General features: G+C 68.3%; 17 protein-coding genes. 14 read left to right on the forward strand and 3 right to left on the reverse strand.

Annotation, left to right across the window (positions count from 1 at the left end; all coding sequences use genetic code 11):
- Positions 1 to 483 precede the first annotated feature (483 nt).
- Together rpoB and ACWGIF_RS05310 are read left to right on the forward strand one after the other, a co-directional pair.
- Positions 484 to 3,966 (forward strand): DNA-directed RNA polymerase subunit beta, encoded by a 3,483-nt coding sequence (gene rpoB, locus ACWGIF_RS05305; protein WP_030008451.1) that lies wholly within the window; start codon positions 484 to 486, stop codon positions 3,964 to 3,966.
- A gap of 97 nt (positions 3,967 to 4,063) precedes the next feature.
- The gene (locus tag ACWGIF_RS05310; RefSeq protein WP_453491352.1) at positions 4,064 to 7,963 is read left to right on the forward strand and encodes a DNA-directed RNA polymerase subunit beta'; all 3,900 of its coding nucleotides are present in this window, start codon (positions 4,064 to 4,066) and stop codon (positions 7,961 to 7,963) included.
- A gap of 97 nt (positions 7,964 to 8,060) precedes the next feature.
- On the opposite strand, the gene ACWGIF_RS05315 is transcribed toward ACWGIF_RS05310, so the two are convergent.
- Positions 8,061 to 10,523, reverse strand: coding sequence for a YfhO family protein (locus ACWGIF_RS05315; RefSeq protein ID WP_453491355.1), 2,463 nt, complete (start codon positions 10,521 to 10,523; stop codon positions 8,061 to 8,063).
- A gap of 613 nt (positions 10,524 to 11,136) precedes the next feature.
- On the opposite strand from ACWGIF_RS05315, the gene rpsL reads away from it, so the two are divergent.
- The 4 genes from rpsL (at position 11,137) to tuf (ending at position 15,499) form a co-directional block, all read left to right on the forward strand.
- Positions 11,137 to 11,508, forward strand: coding sequence for a 30S ribosomal protein S12 (gene rpsL / locus ACWGIF_RS05320; protein WP_007265893.1), 372 nt, complete (start codon positions 11,137 to 11,139; stop codon positions 11,506 to 11,508).
- Between the two features lie 2 nt (positions 11,509 to 11,510).
- Positions 11,511 to 11,981 (forward strand): 30S ribosomal protein S7, encoded by a 471-nt coding sequence (gene rpsG / locus ACWGIF_RS05325; protein WP_007265894.1) that lies wholly within the window; start codon positions 11,511 to 11,513, stop codon positions 11,979 to 11,981.
- A 39-nt stretch (positions 11,982 to 12,020) separates the two neighbouring features.
- Entirely contained in the window at positions 12,021 to 14,153 is a 2,133-nt protein-coding gene (gene fusA / locus ACWGIF_RS05330; protein ID WP_361754024.1) for an elongation factor G, read from the forward strand.
- A 152-nt stretch (positions 14,154 to 14,305) separates the two neighbouring features.
- The gene (tuf, locus tag ACWGIF_RS05335; protein ID WP_031146566.1) at positions 14,306 to 15,499 is read left to right on the forward strand and encodes an elongation factor Tu; all 1,194 of its coding nucleotides are present in this window, start codon (positions 14,306 to 14,308) and stop codon (positions 15,497 to 15,499) included.
- A 199-nt stretch (positions 15,500 to 15,698) separates the two neighbouring features.
- Here tuf and rfbC read toward each other — a convergent pair whose 3' ends face one another.
- The gene (gene rfbC, locus ACWGIF_RS05340) at positions 15,699 to 16,298 is read right to left on the reverse strand and encodes a dTDP-4-dehydrorhamnose 3,5-epimerase (RefSeq protein ID WP_453491360.1); all 600 of its coding nucleotides are present in this window, start codon (positions 16,296 to 16,298) and stop codon (positions 15,699 to 15,701) included.
- Positions 16,295 to 17,170, reverse strand: coding sequence for a glucose-1-phosphate thymidylyltransferase RfbA (gene rfbA, locus ACWGIF_RS05345; protein WP_453491363.1), 876 nt, complete (start codon positions 17,168 to 17,170; stop codon positions 16,295 to 16,297). The genes rfbC and rfbA overlap by 4 nt, the downstream gene beginning before the upstream one ends.
- 81 nt (positions 17,171 to 17,251) lie before the next feature.
- Here rfbA and rfbB point away from each other — a divergent pair, with 81 nt between their 5' ends.
- From rfbB to ACWGIF_RS05385, 8 genes are all read left to right on the forward strand, one after another.
- Positions 17,252 to 18,229, forward strand: a complete 978-nt coding sequence (gene rfbB / locus ACWGIF_RS05350; protein WP_453491365.1) for a dTDP-glucose 4,6-dehydratase — start codon at positions 17,252 to 17,254, stop codon at positions 18,227 to 18,229.
- Positions 18,230 to 18,285: 56 nt separating this feature from the next.
- Positions 18,286 to 19,155, forward strand: coding sequence for a dTDP-4-dehydrorhamnose reductase (gene rfbD / locus ACWGIF_RS05355; RefSeq protein WP_453491467.1), 870 nt, complete (start codon positions 18,286 to 18,288; stop codon positions 19,153 to 19,155).
- Positions 19,152 to 20,486, forward strand: coding sequence for a lipopolysaccharide biosynthesis protein (locus ACWGIF_RS05360; protein WP_453491368.1), 1,335 nt, complete (start codon positions 19,152 to 19,154; stop codon positions 20,484 to 20,486). Before rfbD ends, ACWGIF_RS05360 begins: the two co-directional genes overlap by 4 nt.
- Before the next feature lie 68 nt (positions 20,487 to 20,554).
- Positions 20,555 to 21,244 carry a glycosyltransferase family 2 protein gene (locus ACWGIF_RS05365; RefSeq protein ID WP_453491371.1) on the forward strand — a complete coding sequence of 230 codons (690 nt, stop codon included), beginning with the start codon at positions 20,555 to 20,557 and terminating at the stop codon, positions 21,242 to 21,244.
- Positions 21,241 to 21,675 carry a DUF2304 family protein gene (locus ACWGIF_RS05370; protein ID WP_453491373.1) on the forward strand — a complete coding sequence of 145 codons (435 nt, stop codon included), beginning with the start codon at positions 21,241 to 21,243 and terminating at the stop codon, positions 21,673 to 21,675. Before ACWGIF_RS05365 ends, ACWGIF_RS05370 begins: the two co-directional genes overlap by 4 nt.
- Positions 21,676 to 21,684: 9 nt before the next feature.
- Positions 21,685 to 22,581: a glycosyltransferase family 2 protein gene (locus tag ACWGIF_RS05375; protein WP_453491376.1), complete on the forward strand. Its 897-nt coding sequence runs from the start codon at positions 21,685 to 21,687 to the stop codon at positions 22,579 to 22,581.
- Between the two features lie 30 nt (positions 22,582 to 22,611).
- Positions 22,612 to 24,450 carry a hypothetical protein gene (locus tag ACWGIF_RS05380; protein ID WP_453491379.1) on the forward strand — a complete coding sequence of 613 codons (1,839 nt, stop codon included), beginning with the start codon at positions 22,612 to 22,614 and terminating at the stop codon, positions 24,448 to 24,450.
- Positions 24,451 to 24,644: 194 nt separating this feature from the next.
- A partial coding sequence (locus ACWGIF_RS05385) for a peptidoglycan recognition protein family protein (protein ID WP_453491382.1) occupies positions 24,645 to 26,735 on the forward strand: 2,091 nt, incomplete at its 3' end.

The following is a 26,735-nucleotide window of genomic DNA, read 5'->3' on the forward strand; positions in this document are numbered from 1 at the left end:
GAGTAGGGTGATCTTCGTTGCCTCGAGGCTGGGTCGAAAGATGATCCGCTCGGAGCAGGGGGCCTTGACGAACGGGACGTGGCGCGCAATTCTCAGACCCGTCGAGAGGTCGACCACCTCGATCCGAGATCTGAGGCATGGATCGACTACGAAGAGGGCAGTACTGATACGCGCTCTGTGTACGAGAGCCGCAGCGTTGGACGCGGTGTTGGATGAACACGGTGTCGGTTGAACGAGTTGGGGAAGGCCTGTTGCCGGTTTCCGGAAACCTGGTCTGGACATCAGTGAGCCGAGTGGCTACACTGACCCTTTGCGCTGCCTGTTAGCTGTCCCCTGCCCGTCGCCAGGGACATGCCCACGCTTGAGCACACTTGATTGATCCGCCCTGACCCGGCCTTTCAGCTGGATTCGGGGGGCTTGTCTTCTGTGTCTGCTGGGACCGGTACGCGCGTAGTGAGTCCGAGCCCTCGGAAGGACCCCCTCTTGGCCGCCTCGCGCAACGCCTCGACCAATACGAACAACGGTGCCAGCACCGCCCCGCTGCGCATCTCCTTTGCAAAGATCAAGGAGCCCCTCGAGGTTCCGAACCTCCTGGCGCTGCAGACCGAGAGCTTTGACTGGCTTCTCGGCAATGCTGCCTGGAAGTCTCGCGTCGAGTCGGCGCTTGAGAGTGGACAGGACGTCCCCACCAAGTCCGGTCTGGAAGAGATCTTCGAGGAGATCTCGCCGATCGAGGACTTCTCCGGGTCGATGTCGCTGACCTTCCGCGACCACCGTTTCGAGCCGGCGAAGAACTCTGTCGACGAGTGCAAGGAGCGCGACTTCACGTACGCGGCTCCGCTGTTCGTCACGGCCGAGTTCACGAACAACGAGACCGGAGAGATCAAGTCTCAGACGGTCTTCATGGGCGACTTCCCGCTCATGACCAACAAGGGCACCTTCGTCATCAACGGCACCGAGCGTGTCGTCGTGTCGCAGCTTGTCCGTTCCCCTGGTGTCTACTTCGACTCCTCCATCGACAAGACGTCCGACAAGGACATCTTCTCCGCCAAGATCATCCCGTCCCGGGGTGCCTGGCTGGAGATGGAGATCGACAAGCGCGACATGGTCGGTGTCCGCATCGACCGCAAGCGCAAGCAGTCCGTCACCGTCCTCCTGAAGGCTCTCGGCTGGACCACCGAGCAGATCCTCGAGGAGTTCGGCGAGTACGAGTCCATGCGCGCCACCCTGGAGAAGGACCACACCCAGGGTCAGGACGACGCGCTGCTCGACATCTACCGCAAGCTGCGCCCGGGCGAGCCGCCGACCCGCGAGGCCGCTCAGACGCTGCTCGAGAACCTCTACTTCAACCCGAAGCGCTACGACCTCGCGAAGGTCGGCCGCTACAAGGTGAACAAGAAGCTCGGCGCCGACGAGCCGCTCGACGCCGGTGTGCTCACCACCGACGACGTCATCGCGACGATCAAGTACCTGGTCAAGCTGCACGCCGGCGAGACCGAGACGACCGGCGAGTCCGGCCGTTCGATCGTGGTCGAGACCGATGACATCGACCACTTCGGCAACCGTCGTCTGCGCAACGTCGGCGAGCTCATCCAGAACCAGGTCCGCACGGGTCTGGCTCGTATGGAGCGCGTCGTCCGCGAGCGCATGACGACTCAGGACGTCGAGGCCATCACGCCGCAGACCCTGATCAACATCCGGCCGGTCGTCGCCTCCATCAAGGAGTTCTTCGGCACCAGCCAGCTGTCGCAGTTCATGGACCAGAACAACCCGCTGTCGGGTCTGACCCACAAGCGCCGCCTGTCGGCGCTGGGCCCCGGCGGTCTGTCCCGTGAGCGGGCCGGCTTCGAGGTCCGTGACGTTCACCCGTCGCACTACGGCCGCATGTGCCCGATCGAGACCCCTGAAGGCCCGAACATCGGTCTGATCGGCTCGCTCGCCTCCTACGGCCGCGTCAACGCGTTCGGCTTCGTGGAGACCCCGTACCGCAAGGTCATCGACGGCGTCGTCACCGACGAGGTCGACTACCTGACGGCCGACGAGGAAGACCGCTTCGTCATCGCCCAGGCCAACGCCGGCCTGTCCGAGGACATGCGCTTCACCGAGAACCGCGTGCTGGTGCGCCGTCGTGGCGGCGAGATCGACTACATCGCCGGCGACGACGTCGACTACATGGACGTCTCCCCGCGCCAGATGGTGTCCGTCGCGACCGCGATGATCCCCTTCCTGGAGCACGACGACGCCAACCGTGCCCTCATGGGCGCGAACATGATGCGCCAGGCCGTTCCGCTCATCAAGGCGGAGGCCCCGCTCGTCGGCACCGGCATGGAGTACCGCTGTGCGGTCGACGCCGGTGACTCGATCCGTGCGGAGAAGGACGGTGTGGTCCAGGAGGTCTCGGCCGACTACATCACCGTCGCCAACGACGACGGCACGTACACCACGTACCGCGTCGCCAAGTTCTCCCGCTCGAACCAGGGCACCTCGGTCAACCAGAAGGTCATCGTCAACGAGGGCGACCGGATCATCGAGTCCCAGGTCCTCGCCGACGGACCGGCGACCGAAGAGGGCGAGATGGCCCTCGGCAAGAACCTGCTCGTCGCGTTCATGCCGTGGGAAGGTCACAACTACGAGGACGCGATCATCCTGTCGCAGCGCCTCGTGCAGGACGACGTCCTCTCCTCGATCCACATCGAGGAGCACGAGGTCGACGCCCGTGACACCAAGCTCGGCCCCGAGGAGATCACCCGGGACATCCCGAACGTCTCCGAGGAGGTCCTCGCGGACCTCGACGAGCGCGGCATCATCCGCATCGGTGCGGACGTCGTCGCGGGCGACATCCTGGTCGGCAAGGTCACGCCCAAGGGTGAGACCGAGCTGACCCCGGAGGAGCGCCTGCTCCGCGCGATCTTCGGTGAGAAGGCCCGCGAGGTGCGTGACACCTCGCTCAAGGTCCCTCACGGTGAGATCGGCAAGGTCATCGGTGTCCGCGTCTTCGACCGTGAGGAGGGCGACGAGCTTCCTCCGGGCGTGAACCAGCTGGTCCGCGTCTACGTCGCCCAGAAGCGCAAGATCACCGACGGTGACAAGCTCGCCGGCCGCCACGGCAACAAGGGTGTCATCTCCAAGATCCTTCCGATCGAGGACATGCCCTTCCTTGAGGACGGCACGCCGGTCGACATCATCCTGAACCCGCTGGGTGTCCCGTCCCGAATGAACCCGGGACAGGTCCTGGAGATCCACCTCGGCTGGCTCGCCAGCCGCGGCTGGGACGTCTCCGGGCTCGGCGAGGAGTGGGCCGAGCGTCTGAAGGTCATCGGTGCCGACCGTGTCGAGCCCGGTACCAACGTCGCCACCCCCGTGTTCGACGGTGCCCGCGAGGACGAGCTCGCCGGCCTCTTCGAGCACACCATCCCGAACCGTGACGGGGACCGCCTGGTCCTCCCGTCCGGCAAGGCGCGTCTGTTCGACGGCCGCTCCGGCGAGCCGTTCCCGGACCCGATCTCGATCGGGTACATGTACATCCTCAAGCTCCACCACCTGGTCGACGACAAGCTCCACGCTCGGTCGACCGGTCCGTACTCGATGATCACGCAGCAGCCGCTGGGTGGTAAGGCGCAGTTCGGTGGCCAGCGCTTCGGTGAGATGGAGGTGTGGGCGCTCGAGGCTTATGGCGCCGCTTACGCCCTCCAGGAGCTGCTGACGATCAAGTCCGACGACGTGACCGGCCGCGTGAAGGTCTACGAGGCCATCGTCAAGGGCGAGAACATCCCCGAGCCGGGCATTCCCGAGTCCTTCAAGGTGCTCATCAAGGAAATGCAGTCGCTCTGCCTCAACGTGGAGGTGCTGTCCTCGGACGGCATGTCCATCGAGATGCGCGACACCGACGAGGACGTCTTCCGCGCGGCGGAGGAGCTCGGTATCGACCTGTCCCGGCGTGAGCCGAGCAGCGTCGAAGAGGTCTGACGGGCCTGACGGGGGGCTCGCTCAAGAGCCCCCCGTCATCCCCGGGACCGTTCAGACCATGATTGAGACTCGACCCCGAAAGAGGGATTGACGCACAGTGCTCGACGTCAACTTCTTCGACGAGCTGCGGATCGGCCTTGCCACCGCGGACGACATCCGAACCTGGTCGCACGGCGAGGTCAAGAAGCCGGAGACCATCAACTACCGCACCCTCAAGCCCGAGAAGGACGGACTCTTCTGCGAGAAGATCTTCGGTCCTACCCGGGACTGGGAGTGCTACTGCGGCAAGTACAAGCGTGTCCGCTTCAAGGGCATCATCTGTGAGCGCTGTGGCGTCGAAGTCACGCGCGCCAAGGTGCGCCGTGAGCGCATGGGCCACATCGAGCTTGCCGCTCCCGTCACCCACATCTGGTACTTCAAGGGCGTCCCGTCGCGCCTGGGCTACCTGCTGGACCTCGCGCCGAAGGACCTCGAGAAGGTCATCTACTTCGCCGCGTACATGATCACGTTCGTGGACGACGAGCGCCGCACCCGCGACCTCCCGTCCCTGGAGGCGCACGTCTCCGTCGAGCGCCAGCAGATCGAGAACCGCCGTGACGCGGACCTCGAAGGCCGGGCCAAGAAGCTCGAGACCGACCTGGGCGAGCTTGAGGCCGAGGGCGCGAAGGCCGACGTACGCCGCAAGGTGCGCGAAGGCGCCGAGCGCGAGATGAAGCAGCTGCGTGACCGCGCCCAGCGCGAGATCGACCGCCTCGACGAGGTGTGGGCCCGCTTCAAGAACCTCAAGGTCCAGGACCTCGAGGGCGACGAGCTGCTCTACCGCGAGCTGCGTGACCGCTTCGGCACGTACTTCGACGGCTGCATGGGCGCCGCCGCGCTGCAGAAGCGCCTGGAGTCCTTCGACCTCGAGGAGGAGGCCGAGCGCCTCCGCGAGATCATCCGTACCGGCAAGGGCCAGAAGAAGACCCGTGCGCTCAAGCGCCTCAAGGTCGTCTCCGCGTTCCTGCAGACGAGCAACAAGCCCAAGGGCATGGTGCTCGACTGCGTGCCGGTCATCCCGCCGGACCTGCGTCCGATGGTGCAGCTGGACGGTGGCCGCTTCGCGACCTCCGACCTGAACGACCTGTACCGCCGCGTGATCAACCGCAACAACCGTCTGAAGCGTCTCCTCGACCTCGGTGCCCCCGAGATCATTGTGAACAACGAGAAGCGCATGCTTCAGGAGGCCGTGGACGCCCTCTTCGACAACGGTCGTCGTGGTCGTCCGGTGACCGGTCCCGGTAACCGTCCCCTGAAGTCCCTCAGCGACATGCTGAAGGGCAAGCAGGGTCGATTCCGTCAGAACCTTCTCGGTAAGCGCGTGGACTACTCCGCGCGTTCCGTGATCGTCGTCGGTCCCCAGCTGAAGCTGCACCAGTGTGGTCTGCCCAAGGCCATGGCGCTGGAGCTCTTCAAGCCGTTCGTGATGAAGCGCCTGGTCGACCTGAACCACGCGCAGAACATCAAGTCGGCGAAGCGCATGGTCGAGCGCGGCCGCACGGTCGTGTACGACGTGCTCGAAGAGGTCATCGCCGAGCACCCGGTCCTGCTGAACCGTGCGCCCACGCTGCACCGCCTCGGCATCCAGGCCTTCGAGCCCCAGCTGGTCGAAGGCAAGGCCATCCAGATCCACCCGCTCGTCTGCACCGCGTTCAACGCGGACTTCGACGGTGACCAGATGGCCGTGCACCTGCCGCTCTCCGCGGAGGCGCAGGCCGAGGCCCGCATCCTGATGCTGTCCTCGAACAACATCCTCAAGCCGGCCGACGGCCGTCCGGTCACGATGCCGACCCAGGACATGGTCCTCGGTCTGTTCTTCCTGACCACCGACGGTGAGCTCCGTGACACCAAGGGCGAGGGCCGCGCGTTCGGCTCCACGGCCGAGGCGACCATGGCGTTCGACAACGGCGAGCTCGCGCTGCAGTCGTCCGTCGACATCCGCTTCCCGGTGGGCACCATCCCGCCGCGTGGCTGGGTGCCGCCGGTCGCCGAAGAGGGCGAGCAGGAGTTCCAGCCGGGCGACAGCTTCCGTCTGAAGACGACCCTGGGTCGCGCGCTCTTCAACGAGCTGCTGCCCGAGGACTACCCGTTCGTCGACTACTCGGTGGGCAAGAAGCAGCTCTCCGAGATCGTCAACGACCTGGCGGAGCGCTACCCCAAGGTCATCGTGGCGGCGACGCTCGACAACCTGAAGGCGGCCGGCTTCCACTGGGCGACCCGTTCGGGCGTCACCGTGGCCATCTCCGACGTCGTCGTGCCCGAGGCCAAGAAGGCCATCGTCGCGGGCTACGAGGCGATGGACGAGAAGGTCCAGAAGCAGTACGAGCGCGGTCTGATCACCAAGGACGAGCGCACGCAGGAGCTCATCGCGATCTGGACCAAGGCGACCAACGAGGTTGCCGAGGCGATGAACGCGAACTTCCCCAAGACCAACCCCATCTTCATGATGGTTGACTCGGGTGCCCGAGGAAACATGATGCAGATGCGACAGATCGCCGGTATGCGTGGTCTGGTGTCGAACGCGAAGAACGAGACCATCCCGCGTCCGATCAAGGCGTCCTTCCGTGAGGGCCTCACCGTTCTGGAGTACTTCATCTCCACGCACGGTGCCCGTAAGGGTCTGGCGGACACCGCCCTGCGTACCGCCGACTCGGGTTACCTCACCCGTCGTCTGGTGGACGTCTCGCAGGACGTGATCATCCGCGAGGAGGACTGCGGCACCGAGCGCGGTCTGAAGCTGAAGATCGCCGTTCGCGGCGAGGACGGCGTGCTGCGCAAGGCCGACGACGTCGAGACCTCGATCTACGCCCGCATGCTGGCCGAGGACGTCGTCATCGACGGCAAGGTCATCGCGCCGGCCAACGTCGACCTCGGTGACGTGCTCATCGACGCCCTGGTCGCCAACGGCGTCGAGGAGGTCAAGACCCGCTCGGTCCTGACCTGTGAGTCCGCGGTCGGCACCTGTGCCTTCTGCTACGGACGCTCGCTCGCCACCGGCAAGCTGGTCGACATCGGTGAGGCGGTCGGCATCATCGCCGCCCAGTCCATCGGTGAGCCCGGTACCCAGCTGACGATGCGTACCTTCCACACCGGTGGTGTGGCCGGTGACGACATCACGCAGGGTCTGCCGCGTGTCGTCGAGCTCTTCGAGGCCCGTACCCCGAAGGGTGTCGCCCCGATCTCCGAGGCCGCCGGCCGCGTGCGGATCGAGGAGACCGAGAAGACGAAGAAGATCGTCATCACGCCCGACGACGGCAGCGACGAGACGGCGTTCCCGATCTCGAAGCGCGCCAAGGTCATCGTGCACGAGGGCGACCACGTCGAGGTGGGCCAGAAGCTCACCATGGGTGCCACCAACCCGCACGACGTGCTGCGCATCCTCGGCCAGCGTGCCGTCCAGGTCCACCTGGTCGGCGAAGTCCAGAAGGTCTACAACTCGCAGGGCGTGTCGATCCACGACAAGCACATCGAGATCATCATCCGGCAGATGCTGCGCCGCGTGACGATCATCGAGTCCGGCGACGCGGAGCTCCTGCCGGGCGAGCTGGTCGAGCGGTCGAAGTTCGAGACCGAGAACCGTCGTGTGGTCACCGAGGGCGGTCACCCCGCCTCCGGCCGCCCGCAGCTGATGGGTATCACCAAGGCCTCGCTCGCGACCGAGTCGTGGCTGTCGGCGGCGTCCTTCCAGGAGACGACCAGGGTTCTGACGGACGCGGCGATCAACGCCAAGTCCGACTCCCTGATCGGCCTCAAGGAGAACGTCATCATCGGTAAGCTCATCCCGGCCGGTACGGGCCTCGCCCGCTACCGCAACATCCGGGTCGAGCCCACCGAAGAGGCCAAGGCAGCGATGTACTCGGCCGTCGGTTACGACGACATCGACTACTCGCCCTTCGGCACCGGCTCCGGCCAGGCTGTCCCGCTGGAGGACTACGACTACGGCCCGTACAACGGCTGAGAGCTCGTAAGAAGAAGCCCCCCGCTGCTCCGAGAGGAGCGGCGGGGGGCCTTTTCGTTTTCCGGGCGCCGTCCCCGAGCGGGGACGGCCCCCGGGGTCAGGTGCGGCGGCGGAGGGCGGTGACGCCGGAGCCGATGAGGATCATCAGGGCCAGGGTGGCGCCCGTCAGGCCCGGGGTGAGGCCCTTCGGGGTGAAGGTGCAGGAGAACGTGTCCGTGCCCGCGGGGAGGGCCACCGCGAGCAGGCCGTGGAAGGGCTTCGCCGGGGCCGAGCACTGCCAGCCCGGGACGGCGGTGGTGGCGATGACGGCCGTGCCACCGGTCGGCGTGGGGAGGGTGGCCTCGATGCTGTGGCCGGCTGTGCGGACCGAGGTGGCGCCGGTGGCGGTGAGGTCGCGTACGGCCGTGTCGAGCGCCGGCCGGTCCAGGCAGCCCAGCGGGTGTGCGCCCGCGTCCGCGTCCTTCGTCCGGGTCTGCACGGTGACGTCGACCCGGCCCGAGGCGGGGACCGTGCCCAGGGGGGTCACCCCGGTCATGCGGTCCTCCAGCGGCTTCTCGGTGCCGTCGGCGCGGAGGGTGCCGTAGAGGGCGGGGGAGTACCAGTACGCCTCGGAGCCGGGGGTGCACCGGGCGGCGTACGTCTGCTCGGTGGCGGTGCCCCCGCGGGTGACCCGCGGGACCTGGTAGACGGTGGCGCCCAGGACGTTCTCCTGGCGGGCGTAGACGCTGTCCGCCGGGTGGGGGGAGGTGTACGGGCCGGTGCGGACCGTGACCAGCGGGGGAGCCGGGAACCGCGAGGCGGTCCAGGTGCCCGGCGCGGTCCCCGGGCGGATTCGTGCGCCGATCGAGAAGATCGCGTCGAGTACCGGGTTGTCGGCGCCGAAGAAGGTCCGGCCGTCGTTCTTGAAGCCGTAGCCGAGGGGCTCCAGCGCCCGGTAGGTGGCCTCGGGGAGATAGCTGCTGTAGTAATGCGGGCCCTGCGCGCGCAGGGCCAGGGCGTCGTTGTACGAGGTCTGCGGCGCGCCCGAGTCGGTCCGGTACGCGGGCCAGCCGTCCACGCCCCGGACGGCCTCGAAGTGGTTGCCGATGGACTGGTTCGAGGTGGCGATCGGCTTCGCCCAGCGCTCGCGGCCCCGGAGGGCGTCGGCGCTCGCCGCGGCGACCGTGGACTCGGCGAAGACGACGCCGATCATCAGGGTGGCGGCCACCGGGATCAGGAACCGGCGCTTCTCGCCGAGCCGCAGCAGGACCAGGGCCAGCAGTGAGACAGCCCCGCCGCCGAGCACGGCCGGCCAGGTCCAGCCCCCGAAGTCGTCGGTACGCCGGAGCACGAAGGTGGCCGCCACCAGCAGTGCGGCGACCGCGGCCAGGTGCAGCGGGCGCGGCCGGTGCGCCAGCGCCAGCCAGGCCACGATCACGACCATCCCGCTGAAGACGAACGCCTCGCGGTACGGATTGCCGTTCGGCACCGCCAGCCCGTGCCACACGTACTGCGTGGGCGGGAACTGGAAGGAGGCGACCACGAGCAGCGTCGCGGCCGCCCACACCAGGCGGGTCCTCTTGGCGATGGCGCTGTTGAAGACGAAGGCGCCGGCCAGGATCAGGCCGAGCGAGGCGACGTAGAGCCGCGGGCGGCCGCCCCACAGGTGCGTCGCCGGGAGCATGCCCGCGAGGAAGATCTCGATCCGTACGGGGTCGAAGGCGGCGGCCTTGGTGGGCTGTGCGGCGCCGCTGGACAGGAACGACGGCAGGAGGAGGGGGAGAGTGAGCAGCAATCCCGTCCCCGCGGCCGTAGCGGCCCTCCAGAGGGCGCGCAGCCGCTGCGCGCCCGTCATGTCGCGGACGGCCAGGCGGACGGCCAGCAGGACGCAGGCGGCCATCGTGGCCATCATCGCGGTGTAGAAGTTCCCGAACCAGGCGAGGGCGACCAGCAGGGCCGCGCCAGGCCAGCGGCGCCCCTCCGTGCACCACTCCACGGCGATGCCGAGCATCGGGAGCGCGACCAGGCCCCACAGCCACATCGGGATGTACGAGGCGTCGCTGAGCGCCCAGCCGCACAGGCCGTACGTGGCTCCGAGCACGCCCCGCTGCCACCACGGGCCGGGGTGCAGCTTGCCGAGGTACACCGTCATCACGGCGGCGGCGGTGCCCATCGTGATCGGCGTGATCGCGAAGACGGCGAGGTCGACGTGGGCCCGCGGCACGAGGACGGCCAGCCAGGAGAAGGGATTGCCGAGGTAGGTGTGGTAGTCGGACAGGAACTGCTGGCCGAAGCCGCCGTGCCAGGTGAAGAGCAGGTCGCCGGCGGCCTTCCCGTGGGCCAGGTCCCACAGCCCGCGATGGAAGGGCACGTACTGGTTGGCCTGGTCGTTGACGGCCCGGCCGGTGTGGCCGAAGGGGAAGGTGCCGCGCGCCACCCAGGCCGCGCAGAAGGCGGCCGCGGTGAGGGACAACGCCAGCAGGGGCCCGCGGAACCGTACGGACCGGGGCGGGGCCGTCGGCCGGGCCGGGGCGGGGGGACGGGCGTCGACGGTGGTCGGCTCGGGTGCCAGGGTCCCCAATGTGCTGCTCCCTGCTGATCGACTCGCGGGCGCGCCGCGCTCGGGCAAGGTGTCAGTTTAGGGCGTTTGGGTAGAACGACCCGCTCAACAGGCCGTCGCTGCGGCCCTGTTGTTTCCCTTTGCCAGGGACTCGATCCGGGTGCTGCGGGCCGGGGGCGCGGGGCTCGGAGAGGGGTTCGTCCGGCGTCGTTGCCGTCCGGTCGGGGTGGCTTGTCCGCCGCGGCGGGTGTATACGGGGGTGTCGGGGACCGCCCCGCGTTACCGGGAGTCGCAGAGGCGTGCGGTTCCCGGAGGCGGCGACGGGGTCCCACCCGGGGGCACGCGGCCGTGTGGCTGGTACGGGTGGACGCGTCCGGCTTGCGCACGGTGTGTTTTCGTGCTGGGCATTTGTTTTGACCTACCTCTGTGAGGTAGGTACGCTCTGACCTTGTGCCTGGGGTGTGCCCTGGGCTCCCGCGTGTACACAAACCCCGCGGAGAGCCGAGAAGACCACACCGCAATCTGCGCCCGTCTCACTTTGGTGAGAGCGTGCAGTGTTCGACACACCCGACCGCGTGGGTCGGGGATGTTCCAGGTTAGTTTCACTACACGGCACACAGAAACCGGAGAAGTAGTGCCTACGATCCAGCAGCTGGTCCGTAAGGGCCGGCAGGACAAGGTCGAGAAGACAAAGACCCCCGCGCTTGAGGCTTCGCCCCAGCGTCGCGGCGTCTGCACGCGTGTGTTCACGACCACCCCGAAGAAGCCGAACTCGGCGCTCCGTAAGGTCGCGCGTGTGCGTCTGACCTCCGGCATCGAGGTCACCGCTTACATTCCGGGTGAGGGACACAACCTGCAGGAGCACTCGATCGTGCTCGTGCGTGGTGGCCGTGTGAAGGACCTGCCGGGTGTTCGTTACAAGATCATCCGCGGTGCGCTTGACACCCAGGCTGTCAAGAACCGCAAGCAGGCCCGCAGCCGCTACGGCGCCAAGAAGGAGAAGTAAGAATGCCTCGTAAGGGCCCCGCCCCGAAGCGCCCGGTCATCATCGACCCGGTCTACGCATCTCCTCTGGTGACGTCGCTCATCAACAAGATCCTCCTGAACGGCAAGCGCTCCACCGCCGAGCGCATCGTTTACGGCGCCATGGAAGGCCTCCGCGAGAAGACCGGCAACGACCCGGTCATCACGCTGAAGCGCGCGCTGGAGAACGTCAAGCCGTCCCTCGAGGTCAAGTCCCGCCGTGTCGGTGGCGCGACCTACCAGGTCCCCGTCGAGGTCAAGCCGGGTCGCCAGTCGACCCTGGCCCTCCGCTGGCTCGTGGGTTACTCCCGCGCCCGCCGTGAGAAGACCATGACCGAGCGCCTCATGAACGAGCTGCTCGACGCCTCCAACGGTCTTGGCGCTGCCGTCAAGAAGCGCGAGGACACGCACAAGATGGCCGAGTCCAACAAGGCCTTCGCGCACTACCGCTGGTAGTCCCAACCCACATCGAGACCGAGAGAAGACTGAGCCGATATGGCTACCACTTCGCTTGACCTGGCCAAGGTGCGCAACATCGGCATCATGGCTCACATCGACGCGGGCAAGACGACCACCACCGAGCGCATCCTGTTCTACACCGGTGTGTCTTACAAGATCGGTGAAGTCCACGACGGCGCTGCCACGATGGACTGGATGGAGCAGGAGCAGGAGCGCGGCATCACGATCACGTCCGCCGCGACGACCTGCCACTGGCCGCTCGAGGACGTCGACCACACCATCAACATCATCGACACCCCGGGTCACGTGGACTTCACGGTCGAGGTGGAGCGTTCGCTCCGCGTCCTCGACGGTGCCGTCACCGTGTTCGACGGTGTCGCCGGTGTGGAGCCGCAGTCCGAGACCGTTTGGCGTCAGGCGGACCGCTACGGCGTGCCGCGCATCTGCTTCGTCAACAAGCTGGACCGCACCGGCGCCGAGTTCCACCGCTGTGTCGACATGATCAAGGACCGCCTCGGTGCGGTTCCGATCGTCATGCAGCTCCCCATCGGTGCCGAGATGGACTTCCAGGGCGTTGTCGACCTGGTCACCATGAAGGCGTTCGTCTGGTCCGCCGAGGCGACCAAGGGCGAGATGTACGACATCGTCGACATCCCCGACACGCACACCGAGGCCGCTGAAGAGTGGCGCGGGAAGCTCATCGAGACCGTCGCCGAGAACGACGACGAGATCATGGAGCTGTACCTCGGCGGCGAAGAGCCGTCCGTGGAGCAGCTGCACGCCGCCGTGCGTCGCATCATCCTGAACTCGGGCAAGGGCAAGGGCGAGCCCACGATCACCGCGGTGTTCTGTGGCACGGCGTTCAAGAACAAGGGTGTTCAGCCCCTGCTCGACGCCGTCGTCCGCTACCTGCCGTCGCCGCTGGACATCGAGGCCATCGAGGGCCACGACGTCCGCGACGCCGAGGTCGTCGTGAAGCGCAAGCCCTCCGACGAGGAGCCGCTCGCGGCTCTGGCGTTCAAGATCATGAGCGACCCGCACCTCGGCAAGCTCACCTTCGTCCGGGTTTACTCGGGCCGCCTGGAGGCCGGCACTGCGGTGCTGAACTCCGTCAAGGGCAAGAAGGAGCGCATCGGCAAGATCTACCGCATGCACGCGAACAAGCGTGAGGAGATCGCCGCGGTGGGCGCCGGTGACATCGTCGCCGTCATGGGTCTGAAGCAGACCACCACCGGTGAGACGCTGTGTGACGACAAGGCGCCCGTGATCCTGGAGTCCATGGACTTCCCGGCTCCGGTCATCCAGGTCGCCATCGAGCCCAAGTCCAAGGGTGACCAGGAGAAGCTGGGTGTCGCCATCCAGCGTCTCGCGGAGGAGGACCCCTCCTTCCACGTTCACTCGGACGAGGAGACGGGCCAGACCATCCTCGGCGGTATGGGCGAGCTGCACCTCGAGGTGCTGGTCGACCGTATGAAGCGCGAGTTCAAGGTCGAGGCCAACGTCGGCAAGCCGCAGGTCGCGTACCGTGAGACGATCCGCAAGGCCGTCGAGCGTCACGACTACACCCACAAGAAGCAGACCGGTGGTACCGGTCAGTTCGCCAAGGTGCAGATCGCGATCGAGCCCATCACCGAGACCGACGGTCCGGCGTACGAGTTCGTGAACAAGGTCACCGGTGGACGCGTCCCGAAGGAGTACATCCCTTCGGTCGACGCCGGTGCGCAGGAGGCCATGCAGTTCGGCATCCTGGCCGGGTACGAGATGACGGGCGTTCGCGTCACGCTTCTCGACGGTGGCTACCACGAGGTCGACTCCTCCGAGCTCGCGTTCAAGATCGCCGGTTCGCAGGCCTTCAAGGAGGCCGCGCGCAAGGCTTCGCCCGTGCTCCTCGAGCCGATGATGGCCGTAGAGGTCACCACGCCCGAGGACTACATGGGTGACGTCATCGGCGACATCAACTCCCGCCGTGGCCAGATCCAGGCCATGGAGGAGCGTCACGGCGCTCGCGTCGTGAAGGGCCTCGTGCCCCTTTCGGAGATGTTCGGCTACGTCGGAGACCTCCGCAGCAAGACCTCGGGTCGCGCCAGCTACTCGATGCAGTTCGACTCCTACGCCGAGGTTCCCCGGAACGTCGCTGAGGAGATCATCGCGAAGGCCAAGGGCGAGTAACTCTTCGGAGTTCACGCTTTAGGCTTGTCACCGGCAGCCTCTGGGGCAACAGGAGCAACACTCTTGTTGCCCCGGGACCGGCCGGCTTTCCAGCAAAGATCACCTGGCGCCGATCTGTAAGGCGTACAGAACCACTCTCCAGGAGGACCCCCGTGGCGAAGGCGAAGTTCGAGCGGACTAAGCCGCACGTCAACATCGGCACCATCGGTCACATTGACCACGGTAAGACGACCCTCACGGCCGCCATTACCAAGGTGCTGCACGACGCGTACCCGGACCTGAACGAGGCCTCGGCCTTCGACCAGATCGACAAGGCTCCTGAGGAGCGCCAGCGCGGTATCACCATCTCCATCGCGCACGTCGAGTACCAGACCGAGGCGCGTCACTACGCCCACGTCGACTGCCCGGGTCACGCGGACTACATCAAGAACATGATCACCGGTGCCGCGCAGATGGACGGCGCGATCCTCGTGGTCGCCGCCACCGACGGCCCGATGCCGCAGACCAAGGAGCACGTGCTCCTGGCCCGCCAGGTCGGCGTCCCCTACATCGTCGTCGCCCTGAACAAGGCCGACATGGTGGACGACGAGGAGATCCTGGAGCTCGTCGAGCTCGAGGTCCGTGAGCTGCTCTCCGAGTACGAGTTCCCGGGCGACGACCTTCCGGTCGTCCGCGTCTCCGCGCTGAAGGCCCTCGAGGGCGACAAGGAGTGGGGCGAGAAGCTTCTCGGCCTCATGGCTGCCGTCGACGAGGCCATCCCGACCCCGCCGCGTGACACCGAGAAGCCGTTCCTCATGCCCGTCGAGGACGTCTTCACGATCACCGGTCGCGGTACGGTCGTCACCGGCCGTATCGAGCGTGGTGTCCTGAAGGTCAACGAGACCGTCGACATCATCGGTATCAAGGAAGAGAAGACCACCACCACGGTCACCGGTATCGAGATGTTCCGCAAGCTCCTCGACGAGGGCCAGGCGGGCGAGAACGTCGGTCTGCTCCTCCGTGGCATCAAGCGCGAGGACGTCGAGCGCGGCCAGGTCATCATCAAGCCCGGTTCGGTCACCCCGCACACCGAGTTCGAGGCCCAGGCCTACATCCTGTCGAAGGACGAGGGTGGCCGTCACACCCCCTTCTTCAACAACTACCGTCCGCAGTTCTACTTCCGTACCACGGACGTCACGGGTGTCGTCACCCTGCCGGCCGGCACGGAGATGGTCATGCCGGGCGACAACACCGAGATGACGGTCGCGCTGATCCAGCCGGTCGCCATGGAGGAGGGCCTGAAGTTCGCCATCCGTGAGGGTGGTCGTACCGTGGGCGCCGGCCAGGTCACCAAGATCTCGAAGTAATTCGAGTTCTGACCTGGTAGTTCGCTCAAGCGGGCACCAAGTTGCACTGAAGGGCCCCGGCCCATCGCTTCGGCGGTGGGGCGGGGCCCTTCGGCGTTGCCGGCCGCGCCGCCCGTACCCGGCGAGCACACCACCGCCGGGTACGAGAGAGGGCCGCACCCCCGTCCGGGGTGCGGCCCTCTTCGCGTGCGGCGGTGGGTCAGCTCACGCGCAGGGACTCGGTGAACTCGACACAGGCGGCGTAGTCGGGCAGCAGCCCGGACGCGATGGCGTCGGCCAGCGACGGCGCGGCCTCGTCGCGGGCGGACAGCTGCGGGACCTCGGCCGGCCACTCGATGCCCAGTTCCGGGTCCAGCGGGTGCACGCCGTGCTCGCCGGTCGGGTTGTACGTCTCCGAGCAGAGGTAGGACAGCGTGGCGTCGTCGCTCAGCGCGCAGAAGCCGTGGCCGAAGCCCTCGGGGATGTAGACGGCACGGCGGTCCACGTCGTCGAGGAGGACGCCCTCCCACTCACCGAAGGTGGGGGAGCCGACCCGCAGGTCCACGACGACGTCGAGCGCGGCGCCGCGTACGCAGGTGATGTACTTCGCCTGGCCGCGCGGCACGTCGGCGAAGTGGATGCCGCGGACCACGCCCGCGGCGGAGACCGAGAGGTTCGCCTGTGCCAGGTTCAGCGGGTGGCCGACGACCTCGGCCAGCCGGTCGAAGCGGTACCACTCGGTGAACAGGCCGCGCGGGTCGCCGTGCAGCTGCGGGGTGACCTCGAAGGCGCCCGCGATGGAGAGCTCGCGGAACTTCATCGGGCGTTCTCCTCGTCGAGCAGCGTCAGCAGGTAGTCGCCGTAGCCGCTCTTCGTCAGCGGTTCGGCGAGCGCGCGCAGTTGCGCGGAGTCGATCAGGCCGGCCCGCCAGGCCGCCTCCTCGATGCAGCCGATCTTGAAGCCCTGACGCTCCTCGATCACACGGACGAACTCGGAGGCCTGCACCATCGAGACGAAGGTGCCGGTGTCCAGCCAGGCGGTACCACGGTCGAGGATGGTGACATTGAGCTCACCGGCCTGGAGGTACGCGTCGTTGACGGCGGTGATCTCCAGCTCGCCGCGGGCGCTGGGCTTCAGGCCCTTGGCTATCTCGACGACCTGGTTGTCGTAGAAGTACAGGCCCGGCACGGCGTAGCGGGACTTGGGCTTGACCGGCTTCTCCTCGATGGAGATGGCCTGGCCCTTCTCGTCGAACTCGACCACGCCGTACGCCGTGGGGTCCGCCACGGGGTACGCGAACACACGGCCGCCCTTGGCGCCGGTGTGCTGGGCGAGGCGGGTGCCGAGGCCGCTGCCGTGGAAGATGTTGTCGCCCAGGATGAGCGCGACGGACTCGTCACCGATGAAGTCGGCACCGAGGACGAACGCCTGGGCGATGCCCTCCGGACGCTCCTGGACGGCGTACTCCAGCCGCAGGCCGAACTGCGAACCGTCGCCGAGCAGTCGCTCGAACTGGTCGCGGTCTTCCGGGGTGGTGATGATCAGGATTTCGCTGATGCCCGCCATCACCAGGGTGGAGAGGGGGTAATAGATCATCGGCTTGTCGAAGACGGGCAGCAGCTGCTTCGAAACGGCCCGGGTCAACGGCCAGAGTCGCGATCCGGTGCCACCGGCCAAAAGGATTCCACGCATGGGTGAACCCTATGCGAGAGCATGCGGGGGAGCCGAGCCAAGGGAATGTGACGTTCGGCAGGCCGCTAGACTCTTCGTATTATGCGCATCCTCGTGACCGGCGGCGCCGGCTTCATCGGTTCAGAATTCGTCCGCCAGCAGCTCGGTGCAGATGCCTCGGCCCGGATCACGGTCTTCGACAAGCTGACCTACTCCGGTGTCGAAGCGAATCTGGCGCCGGTCGCGGATCACCCGGGATACACCTTCGTCAAGGGCGACATCTGCGACGCGGAGGCCGTCGACCAGGTCATGCCCGGCCACGACGTCGTCGTGCACTTCGCCGCCGAGTCCCATGTGGACCGCTCGATCGCCGGCGCGGGCCCGTTCGTGATGACCAACGTCGTGGGCACCCAGGTCCTGCTGGACTCCGCCCGCAAGCACGGCGTCGGCCGCTTCGTCCACATCTCCACCGACGAGGTCTACGGCTCGATCAGCGAGGGCTCCTGGACGGAGGAGTGGCCGCTGGTGCCGAACTCCCCCTACTCCGCCTCCAAGGCGTCGTCCGACCTGCTGGCGCTGGCCTACCACCGCACCCACGGCATGGACGTCGTCGTCACCCGCTGCTCCAACAACTACGGGCACTACCAGTTCCCGGAGAAGGTCATCCCGCTGTTCGTCTCGAACCTGATGGACGGCAAGAAGGTCCCGCTGTACGGCAACGGCGGCAACGTCCGCGACTGGCTGCACGTCTCCGACCACTGCCGCGGCATCGACCTGGCCATGCGCAAGGGCCGCGCCGGCGAGGTCTACAACATCGGCGGCGGCACCGAGCTCACCAACAAGGAGCTCACCGGCGTCCTGCTGGAGGCCGCGGGCCTCGGCTGGGAGATGGTCGAGCCGGTCGAGGACCGCAAGGGCCACGACCTCCGCTACTCCATCGACATCAGCAAGATCGGCGCCGAGCTGGGCTACGTCCCGCAGGTCACCTTCGAGGACGGCATCAAGGCCACCATCGACTGGTACCGCGAGAACCGCGCCTGGTGGGAGCCGCTGAAGGCGAAGGCGGCCCTGCAGAAGTGAGCACGCACCCCGGGAACGCCTCCGCACGGCGCTGGCTCGTCACCGGCGCCGCCGGGATGCTCGGCCAGGACGTCCTGACCGCGCTCAAGGACGCCGGCATCGAGGCCGTCGGCCTCGGACGCACGGACCTCGACATCACCGACCCGGCCGCGGTCCGCGCCGCCGTCGAGGACGTCGCGGTGGTCGTCAACTGCGCCGCCTGGACGGACGTGGACGGCGCGGAGACCGCAGAAGAGGCCGCAACCGCCGTCAACGGCACCGCCGTACGCGTCCTCGCGGAGGCCTGCGCCGCCGCAGGCGCGCGCCTGCTCCACATCTCCACCGACTACGTGCTGCCCGGCGACGCCTCGCAGCCGTACCGCGAGGACGCCGCGACCGGCCCGGTCAACGCCTACGGGCGCACCAAGCTGGTCGGCGAGCAGGCCGTGGCAGAGGTGCTGCCGCAGGACGGCTACGTCGTCCGCAGCGCCTGGCTGTACGGCGAGCACGGCCACAACTTCGTCGCCACCATGCTGAAGCTGGCCGCCCTGCGCGACTCGCTCGACGTGGTCGACGACCAGCACGGCCAGCCCACCTGGTCCTACGCGCTGGCCCGTCACCTGGTCGCGCTCGGCCAGGCCGCGCTCGACGGCAAGGCCCCGGGCGGCGTCTACCACGGCACCGCCGGCGGCCGGACCACGTGGATGGGGCTGGCCCGGGAGACCTACCGGCTGAGCGGCCTCGACCCCGAGCGGATCCGGCCGACCACCTCCGACGCGTACGTCCGCCCCGCCGTCCGCCCCGCGTTCAGCGTGCTCGGGCACGACCGCTGGGCCGAGGCCGGGCTGCCCCCGCTGGCCGACTGGCGCGAACAGCTGGCCGAGGCGCTGACCGCTCCCGGCTTCACCGCACTGGCCGACCAGGCGCGGGACGGCCGAGCGGGATGAAAGCCCTGCTGAACAAGCTGAGCGCGGCGCTGCCGCCGGGCACCGTCGCGGTGGCCGGCGGCACCGTCGTGCTCGGCGCGGCCTCGTACGTCCACCTGGGCGTGGCCGGTCACAGCCTGCCCGAGGCGGGCTACGCGAACGTGTCGGTGCTGTGGACGATCGTGATGTCCATCGGGATCGGCGTCTTCTTCCCCATCGAGCAGGAACTGACCCGGATCGTCTCCGCCCGTGTGGTCCTGGGCCAGGGCGCCGCCCCGGTGCTGCGCCGGGCCGCCCTGCTCACCGCGGGCATCCTCGGTGCGACCCTGCTCATCCTCGGTCTCGGCGCCGGCCCGATCGCGGACCTGTTGTTCCACGGCGACCGCGCCCTGGTGGCGGCGCTCGCCGGGGCGTTCACCGGCATGGCCGTCTGCTACCTCACCCGCGGTGTGCTGGCCGGCCTCGGCCGGTTCGGCGCGTACGGTACCCAGCTCGCCGTCGACGGCGGCCTGCGGATCGTGCTCGCCTTCGGCTGCGCGGTGTTCGGGCTGCACTCCGCCCTGGCCTTCAGCCTCATCCTGGCCGTGGCGCCCATCGCCGCGACCCTGGTGACGCTGCCCACCCTGCTGCGCGCGGTCGGACCGGGAGAGCCGATCGCCTGGCGGGACCTGTGCAACGGGCTCGGCCTGCTCGTCTGCGCGACCCTGCTGTCCCAGGTGGTCGTCAACGCGGGCGTCATGAGCACCAAGCTGCTGGCTCCCGCCGACAGCGCGCTGATCGCGTCGCTGATGAGCGCGACGGTCCTTGCGCGGGTGCCGCTCTTCGTCTTCGGCTCGCTCCAGGCCTCGCTGCTCAGCGGCCTGACCGCCGCCTTCACGGCCGGCGACCGGGTGGCCTTCTGGGCGATGCTCCGCCGGATCGGCATGGTCGTCGGAGCGCTCGGCCTGCTCGGCGGCGTGCCGGCCACGGCCCTCGGTCCCTGGCTCATCGAGGTGCTCTTCGGCGTCGAGGAATCAGCGCTGGGCCGCCTCGACTTCTTCCTGCTGTCCGCCGGAACCGTGGCGTACATGTTCGCGATGGTGCTCGGACAGGCGCTCATGGTATTCAAGCGGCACAACCTGCAGCTGCTCTGCTGGGCCGTCGGTACCGCGGTCCTGGTGGGCATCACCCTGATCCCGGGCGATGTGGCCGTACGCGTGATCGTTGCCTACGCTCTCGGTTCCCTCGCCACCGTGCTCGCTATGCTGGCAGCCCTGAGGCTGAGCTTCCCCGGAGCCGCCGCGGCAGCCGGTGAAGGCCCCCGGCAGCTGGCCGACGCAAGCAGCCCGGGTGTGGGGGCGGTCGGGAAATGACCGTGCCGGCCCCCGACGTCACACCGATCACCGAGCACTCGTTTGTGCCCCGTTCCGCTGGAGCTACCGTGTCCGATTACGACGATGTCTGGCTGGTCATACCGGCCTATAACGAGGGCCAGGTGATCGCCGACGTGGTCGAGGGGGCCCGCAAGACGTTCCCCAACATCGTCGTCGTCGACGACGGCAGCACCGACGACTCGGCCAAGCACATAGCCACGACCGGCGCCCACCTGGTGCGCCACCCGGTCAACCTCGGCCAGGGCGCGGCCCTGCAGACCGGCCTCACGTACGCGCTCGCCCAGCCCGGCGCCCGCTACTTCGCCACCTTCGACGCCGACGGTCAGCACCAGACCAAGGACGTCGAGACGATGGTCGCGGTGCTGCGCCGCGACGAGGCCGACGTGGTGCTCGGCTCCCGCTTCATCGAACAGAACGGCCAAGTGCCGTGGATCAAGCAGGTCGTGCTGCGCACGGCCGCCGCCGTCAGCCCGACCGCGCGCAAGCTGAAGCTCACCGACGCGCACAACGGCCTGCGGGTGCTGGGCCGTGAGGCGGCCGAGCAGCTGAACATCACCATGAACGGCATGGCCCACGCGTCCGAACTGGTCGGCTTCCTCGCCGGCTCCTCGCTGCGCGTCACCGAGGTACCGGTGGACATCCTCTACACCGACTACTCACGCGCCAAGGGTCAGTCCCTGATCAACGGCGTCAACATCCTTTTTGACATTTCGCTGCGGGAGCGTGGGCGTCGATGAAGTACTTCTGGATTCAGCTGCTGCTGATCGTCGGCTCGGTGTCCATGGCACTGATGTTCATCCGGACCTGGGGCCAGGCGAAGAACCGCGCGTGGAAGCGCATAGCGTTCTCGGCGTTCGTCGTCGTCAACGTCTACGCGGTGCTCCGTCCCACGGACGTCACCTGGCTCGCCCAGCAGCTCGGCGTCGGACGAGGCACCGACCTGGTGCTCTACGTGATGGTGCTCGCGATGGGCTTCCTCACGCTCAACACCTTCCTGCGCTTCCGTTCGCTGGAGAAGAAGATCACCGACCTGGCGCGGACGGTGGCCATCAACGAGGGCCTGCGGCACAACGACGAGCGCCTCGGGCAGGACGACCCCGCCGCTTCCGCTTCCGTTTCCGCTGCCTCTGCCGACGCCGCCGCCGACTCCGACTCCGTGAAGGCCTGAAGCTCCGTGGTGACCTTCGACTTTATGCTCCCCTACTACGGGGACGTGCAGCTGATGCAGGACGCCGTCCGCAGCATCCTGGCGCAGACGGACCCGGACTTCCGCCTCGTCGTGATCGACGACGGCAAGGAGCCGGACGTACCCGGCTGGTTCGAGCAGCTCGGCGACGACCGGGTGCACTACACGCGCAACGAGCAGAACGTCGGCATCACCAAGAACTTCCAGAAGTGCGTGCGGCTCTCCGAGGCCGACTACGTGGTCATCATGGGCTGCGACGACCTGCTGCACCCGCACTACCTGGAGACCGTCCGCGGGATCATCGGGGCCCACCCGGGCGTCGGCATGGTCCAGCCCGGCGTCGAGGTGATCGACGGCGACGGCCGGGTGACGCAGGGACTGGCGGACAACACCAAGCAGCGGCTCTACTCCCCGCAGGTGAAGGGCCGCCGGCTGATGGGCGGCGAGGAGCTGGCCGCCAGCGTGCTGCGCGGCAACTGGCTCTACTTCCCGTCCATCGCCTGGCGCGGCGAGGTGCTGCGCAAGGTGAACTTCCGGGACGACTACTCGGTGATCCAGGATCTGGCGCTCGTGATCGACCTGCTCGAAGGCGGCGAGGAGATGGTCATCGACAACTCCACCACCGTCTTCCAGTACCGCCGGCACGCCGTCAGCGAGTCCTCGGTCCAGGCCTTCTCCGGCACCCGCTTCGTCGAGGCCGAACGGTACTTCTCCGCGGTGGCCGACCGCATGGAGACCCGCGGCTGGCCGAAGGCGGCCCGCGCGGCGCGCTTCCACAGCGCCTCCCGCCTGCACGCGCTCACCATGCTCCCCGGCGCACTGCGCCGAGGACACAAGGAGGGTGCCCGCACCCTGGCGAAGCACGTGTTCACCTCCGGCCAGAACTGAGCCGACACCGCCCACCACGAACGGACTGACATGACACACCTGGCCCCCGGGGAGGTCGGTGAGGCCGGCGCCCCGACGCAGCGGCCCGCCGAGTCGGCGGAAGGGAAGGGCCGACCGTCCACCTCGCGGAGCCGGGCGTGGCCGTCCCGGCGGTGGGTGCTCCCGCTGGCCGAGGCCGTGGTCAGTATGGTGGCGGCCCTCGGGTTCACGCTGCTGAGCACGCACATCAGCGTGAACCCGGTCGTCCGCATCGGGCAGGTCAGCGGTCTCGCCAAGCTCCAGCAGTACGTGGCCGTACTCGGCCTGCCGCTGCTCGCGGTCCTGCTGTACACCGCCTACCGCGGCACGCTGCGCCGCCACCAGGTGGCGAAGCGCCTGGTGTGCGCCGCCCTGGCGGGGCTCGCCACCGGCGTGGTGGCGGGCGGCGTGGTCGTCGCCCTGCGCAGTACGCCCTGGGGTCTCGGCGGCCAGGAGGGCGACCCGGGCGCCCTGATCGACATGGCCAACTCGTTCCTGCGCGGGGAGGGCATGTCGGGCATCTACCCGCCCCTCTTCCCCGGTCTGATGGCCGTCTGGGCGAAGATCCGCTACGACGTCCCCGGCGGCACCGGGTTCGCCCTCAAGGACTTCCAGATCTTCTTCACCGCCGTCGCGGGCCCGATGACGTACCTGGCCTGGCGGCTGCTGCTCCGGCCGTTCTGGGCGCTGCTGATCGCCGTGCCGTCGGCCGTGCTGTTCATGGACCCGATCCGTCCGTACAGCCACGCCAGCATGCTCGTGCTGCTGCCGCTGCTCGGCTACTGCCTGCGCGAGATGCGCCGTGCCGGCGAGCGGCCGCTGCGCGGGACGCTGCTGCGCGGCGCGGTCCTCGGCCTCGTCTTCGGCGTGGTCTTCCTGTGGTACTCCGGCTGGTACGTCTGGGCCGCGCCCGGTGTCGGCCTGCTGGCGCTGTTCCTCTTCCCGTGGCGCGCCGGTGCGACGGTCGTCAAGCGGGCCGCCGCGTTCGTCGGAGTCACCCTGCTGACGGCCGGTCTCGTCGGCGCACCGCTGATCTACCAGATGGCCCGGCTCGGTTCCCAGCACCCGGACCGCTACGGCTTCCTGGCCGTGTACGTGGACCCGGCGTACGTGCTGGGCTGGGTGTCCGACCGGTCCGGCACGCTGGAGTACCAGACCTGGCCGGCAGCCGGTGAGATGGCGGGTCAGAGCGGCTTCGCCCTGCTGCTGCTGTTCGCCGTGGGCCTGGGCGTCGGCCTGGCCCTGCGCAACATCATGGTCCTGACCGCCGCCGCCACGCTGGCCGGCGCCTGGCTGGCCCGCTTCTGGTTCGCCTCGCACATGGCGCACGACAAGGCCGTGCAGCTCTATCCGCGCACCACCTGGATCATCATGTACTGCCTGATGATCCTGGCCGTCCTCGGCATGATGGCCGTGGTCTACCGGGGCTCCGGCTGGGCCGAGCGCACGCTGCGGCCGAGCGGCGCCGCGCCGGGCGCCCGGGTCGTTCCCCGGCGCGTGGTCGCGCAGCTCGCCGCCGGCATGGTGTGCGCCATCGCGCTGTTCGCCACGATGGGCGCCTCCTGGTCGGTCAACCGGTACATGCCGCAGAACAACGAGATGTCGATGGGCATCGACGCCTACCGGGCCCACATCATCAAGAAGGCCGACGGCAACTGCCCGCGCTACGCACCGACCAAGAACTGCCAGGACATCGTGACGAGGGAGTGGCGCCAGAACCCCGACCGCGGGTACATCTGGTGCGGCGGTATCAACCCCGTGAACTGGCCGGCCGTCTGCGGCCGCAAGGCGCCGCCGGAGGAGCTGCAGAAGATGGAGCAGAAGAAGAAGGAAGAGGAGGCGAAGAAGTAACCCTTCGCCCCAATTGAGGGCCCCCGGGCTGCAGTTCGCTGCGGACCGGGGGCTCTCGTGTATCCGCACCCCTGTTCGTTCGAGACCCACCCCCCTGTTCGACCCGACAGAGGGGGCCAGTAGCATCCGGCCGGTCAGCGATGACTTCTGACGGAGTCACAACAGGGGTTGGGGACAACTTGAAACTAGGTCGTGTGCGCGGGACGGCACTGGCCGCCGCGCTCGGTGTCGTGACGGTTCTCGGCATCCAGGGCGTCGCCAACGGCACGGGCTCCTCCGACGAGGCAGAGGTGTCGCCGTACAGCGCCGGCGCCCGCGAGAAGGGTCCCGTCGCAGGGGAGCTGCACAAGCTCGCCCTGAAGCCCAAGGGCAAGGGCCAGGCCGTCCTTTCGCAGCAGGGCACGGAGCCCTTCGGTCTCCTCGGCGTCTCGTGGGCCGACCCCGAGGCCGATGTGAAGGGGAAGATCGAGGCCCGCACCCGCGACGCCGACAGCGGCAAGTGGTCGAAGTGGATCGTGCTGGAGCAGGCCGAGTCCGGCCTCGACGGCAAGCGCCCCGGCCTGCGCGGTGCCACCGAGCCCGTCTGGGTGGGCCCGTCCGACGGCGCCGAAGTGCGGGTGGCCGCCGGCTCCGAACTGCCCGCCGGCATGGAACTGAACCTCGTGGACCCGGGCGCCGGCGCCGCGAAGGCCAAGAAGAAGGGCAACCTGAGTCTCGGGCCGGCCGCCTTCGGCCTGCCCGCGGTGGACCCCGCGCCGACGACGCCGGGACCGGAATCGACCGCCCCGCGGCCGGACGTGGTCTCGCGCGTGCAGTGGGGCGCGGACGAGACCCTGAACGACGAGGGCCCGGTCTACCTGCCCGGAGCGAAGATCAAGGCGCTCTTCGTCCACCACACGGCGTCCACCGCACCGTACGAGTGCTCCGAGTCCGCGGCCATCGTCCGTGGTCTGCACGTCTACCACGTGAAGTCCAACGGGTGGCGCGACCTCGGATACAACTTCCTCGTCGACAAGTGCGGAACGATCTTCGAGGGACGCCAGGGCGGTGTGGACCAGCCCGTCCAGGGCGCGCACACCTACGGCTGGAACTCCGAGTCGACGAGCGTCTCCGTGCTCGGCGACTACACGAACGCGGGCGCCTCGGCCGCCGCGCTCGACGGCATCTCCAAGGTCGCGGCCTACAAGCTGGGTCAGTACGACGGCGACATGAACGGCACGACGACGCTGACCGCCGGCGCCACCCAGACCAACTTCACCGGCAAGAGCTACACCGCCGGGCAGACGTACGAGTTCAAGACGCTCTCGGGTCACCGCGACGGCTTCAACACCCAGTGCCCGGGCAACTCGCTCTACCCGCAGCTGGAAGCGCTCCGCAAGACGGGCCCCGCGGCCCAGCTGAAGATCGCCTCGGTGAACGGGGCGCCGGCCACGCCGGGCGGCGCCTACCCCAGCGGCGCCGCCCTGACCGTCGACTGGACCACCAGCACGGTCAGCGGCCAGCTGAGCAAGTTCGAGGTGCTGGTCGACGGCGCGGCCGTCGCGGTCACCGATGCCTCGGCCCGCAAGGCGACGGCGGTCCTGACCGACGGCAGCCACGAGGTACGGGTCCGCGCGACCGCCGCGAACGGCAAGGTCTCCACGAGTCTCGCCGTCAAGGTCGACGCGGACGTCAAGGGTGCCAGGTTCGTCCCCCTCGCCCCCAAGCGCCTGATGGACACCCGTGAGGGCCTCGGCGTCCGCCAGGGCCCGGTCGGTACCGGCGAAGTGGTCACCCTGCCGGTGGCCGCGGCCACCGGCGGCACGCCCACCGCGGTGGTGCTGAACGTGACGGCGACGAACCCGACGCAGCCGAGCTTCGTGTCGGTGTACCCGAGCGGCACGACCCGCTCCAGCGCGTCGAACCTGAACTTCACCCCGGGCAAGACGATCCCGAACCTGGTGGTCGTGCCGGTCGTCAACGGGAGCGTCAGCTTCTTCAACAACCAGGGCTCCGTCGACCTGATAGCGGACATCACCGGTTACTTCACCTCGACCGCCGAGGGCGCCACGCAGACCAACTTCGGCCCGAAGCGCCTGATGGACACCCGTGAGGGTCTCGGCGTCCCGAAGGGCCCGGTCGGTACCGGCGGCGTGGTCACGCTGCCCGTGGCGGGCGTCGACGGCGTCCCGGCCACCGGCGTCAAGGCCGTGGTGCTGAACGTGACGGCGACGAACCCGACGCAGCCGAGCTTCGTGTCGGTGTACCCGAGCGGCACGACCCGCTCCAGCGCGTCGAACCTGAAC

This window comes from Streptomyces sp. NPDC054849 (genome assembly GCF_053610945.1).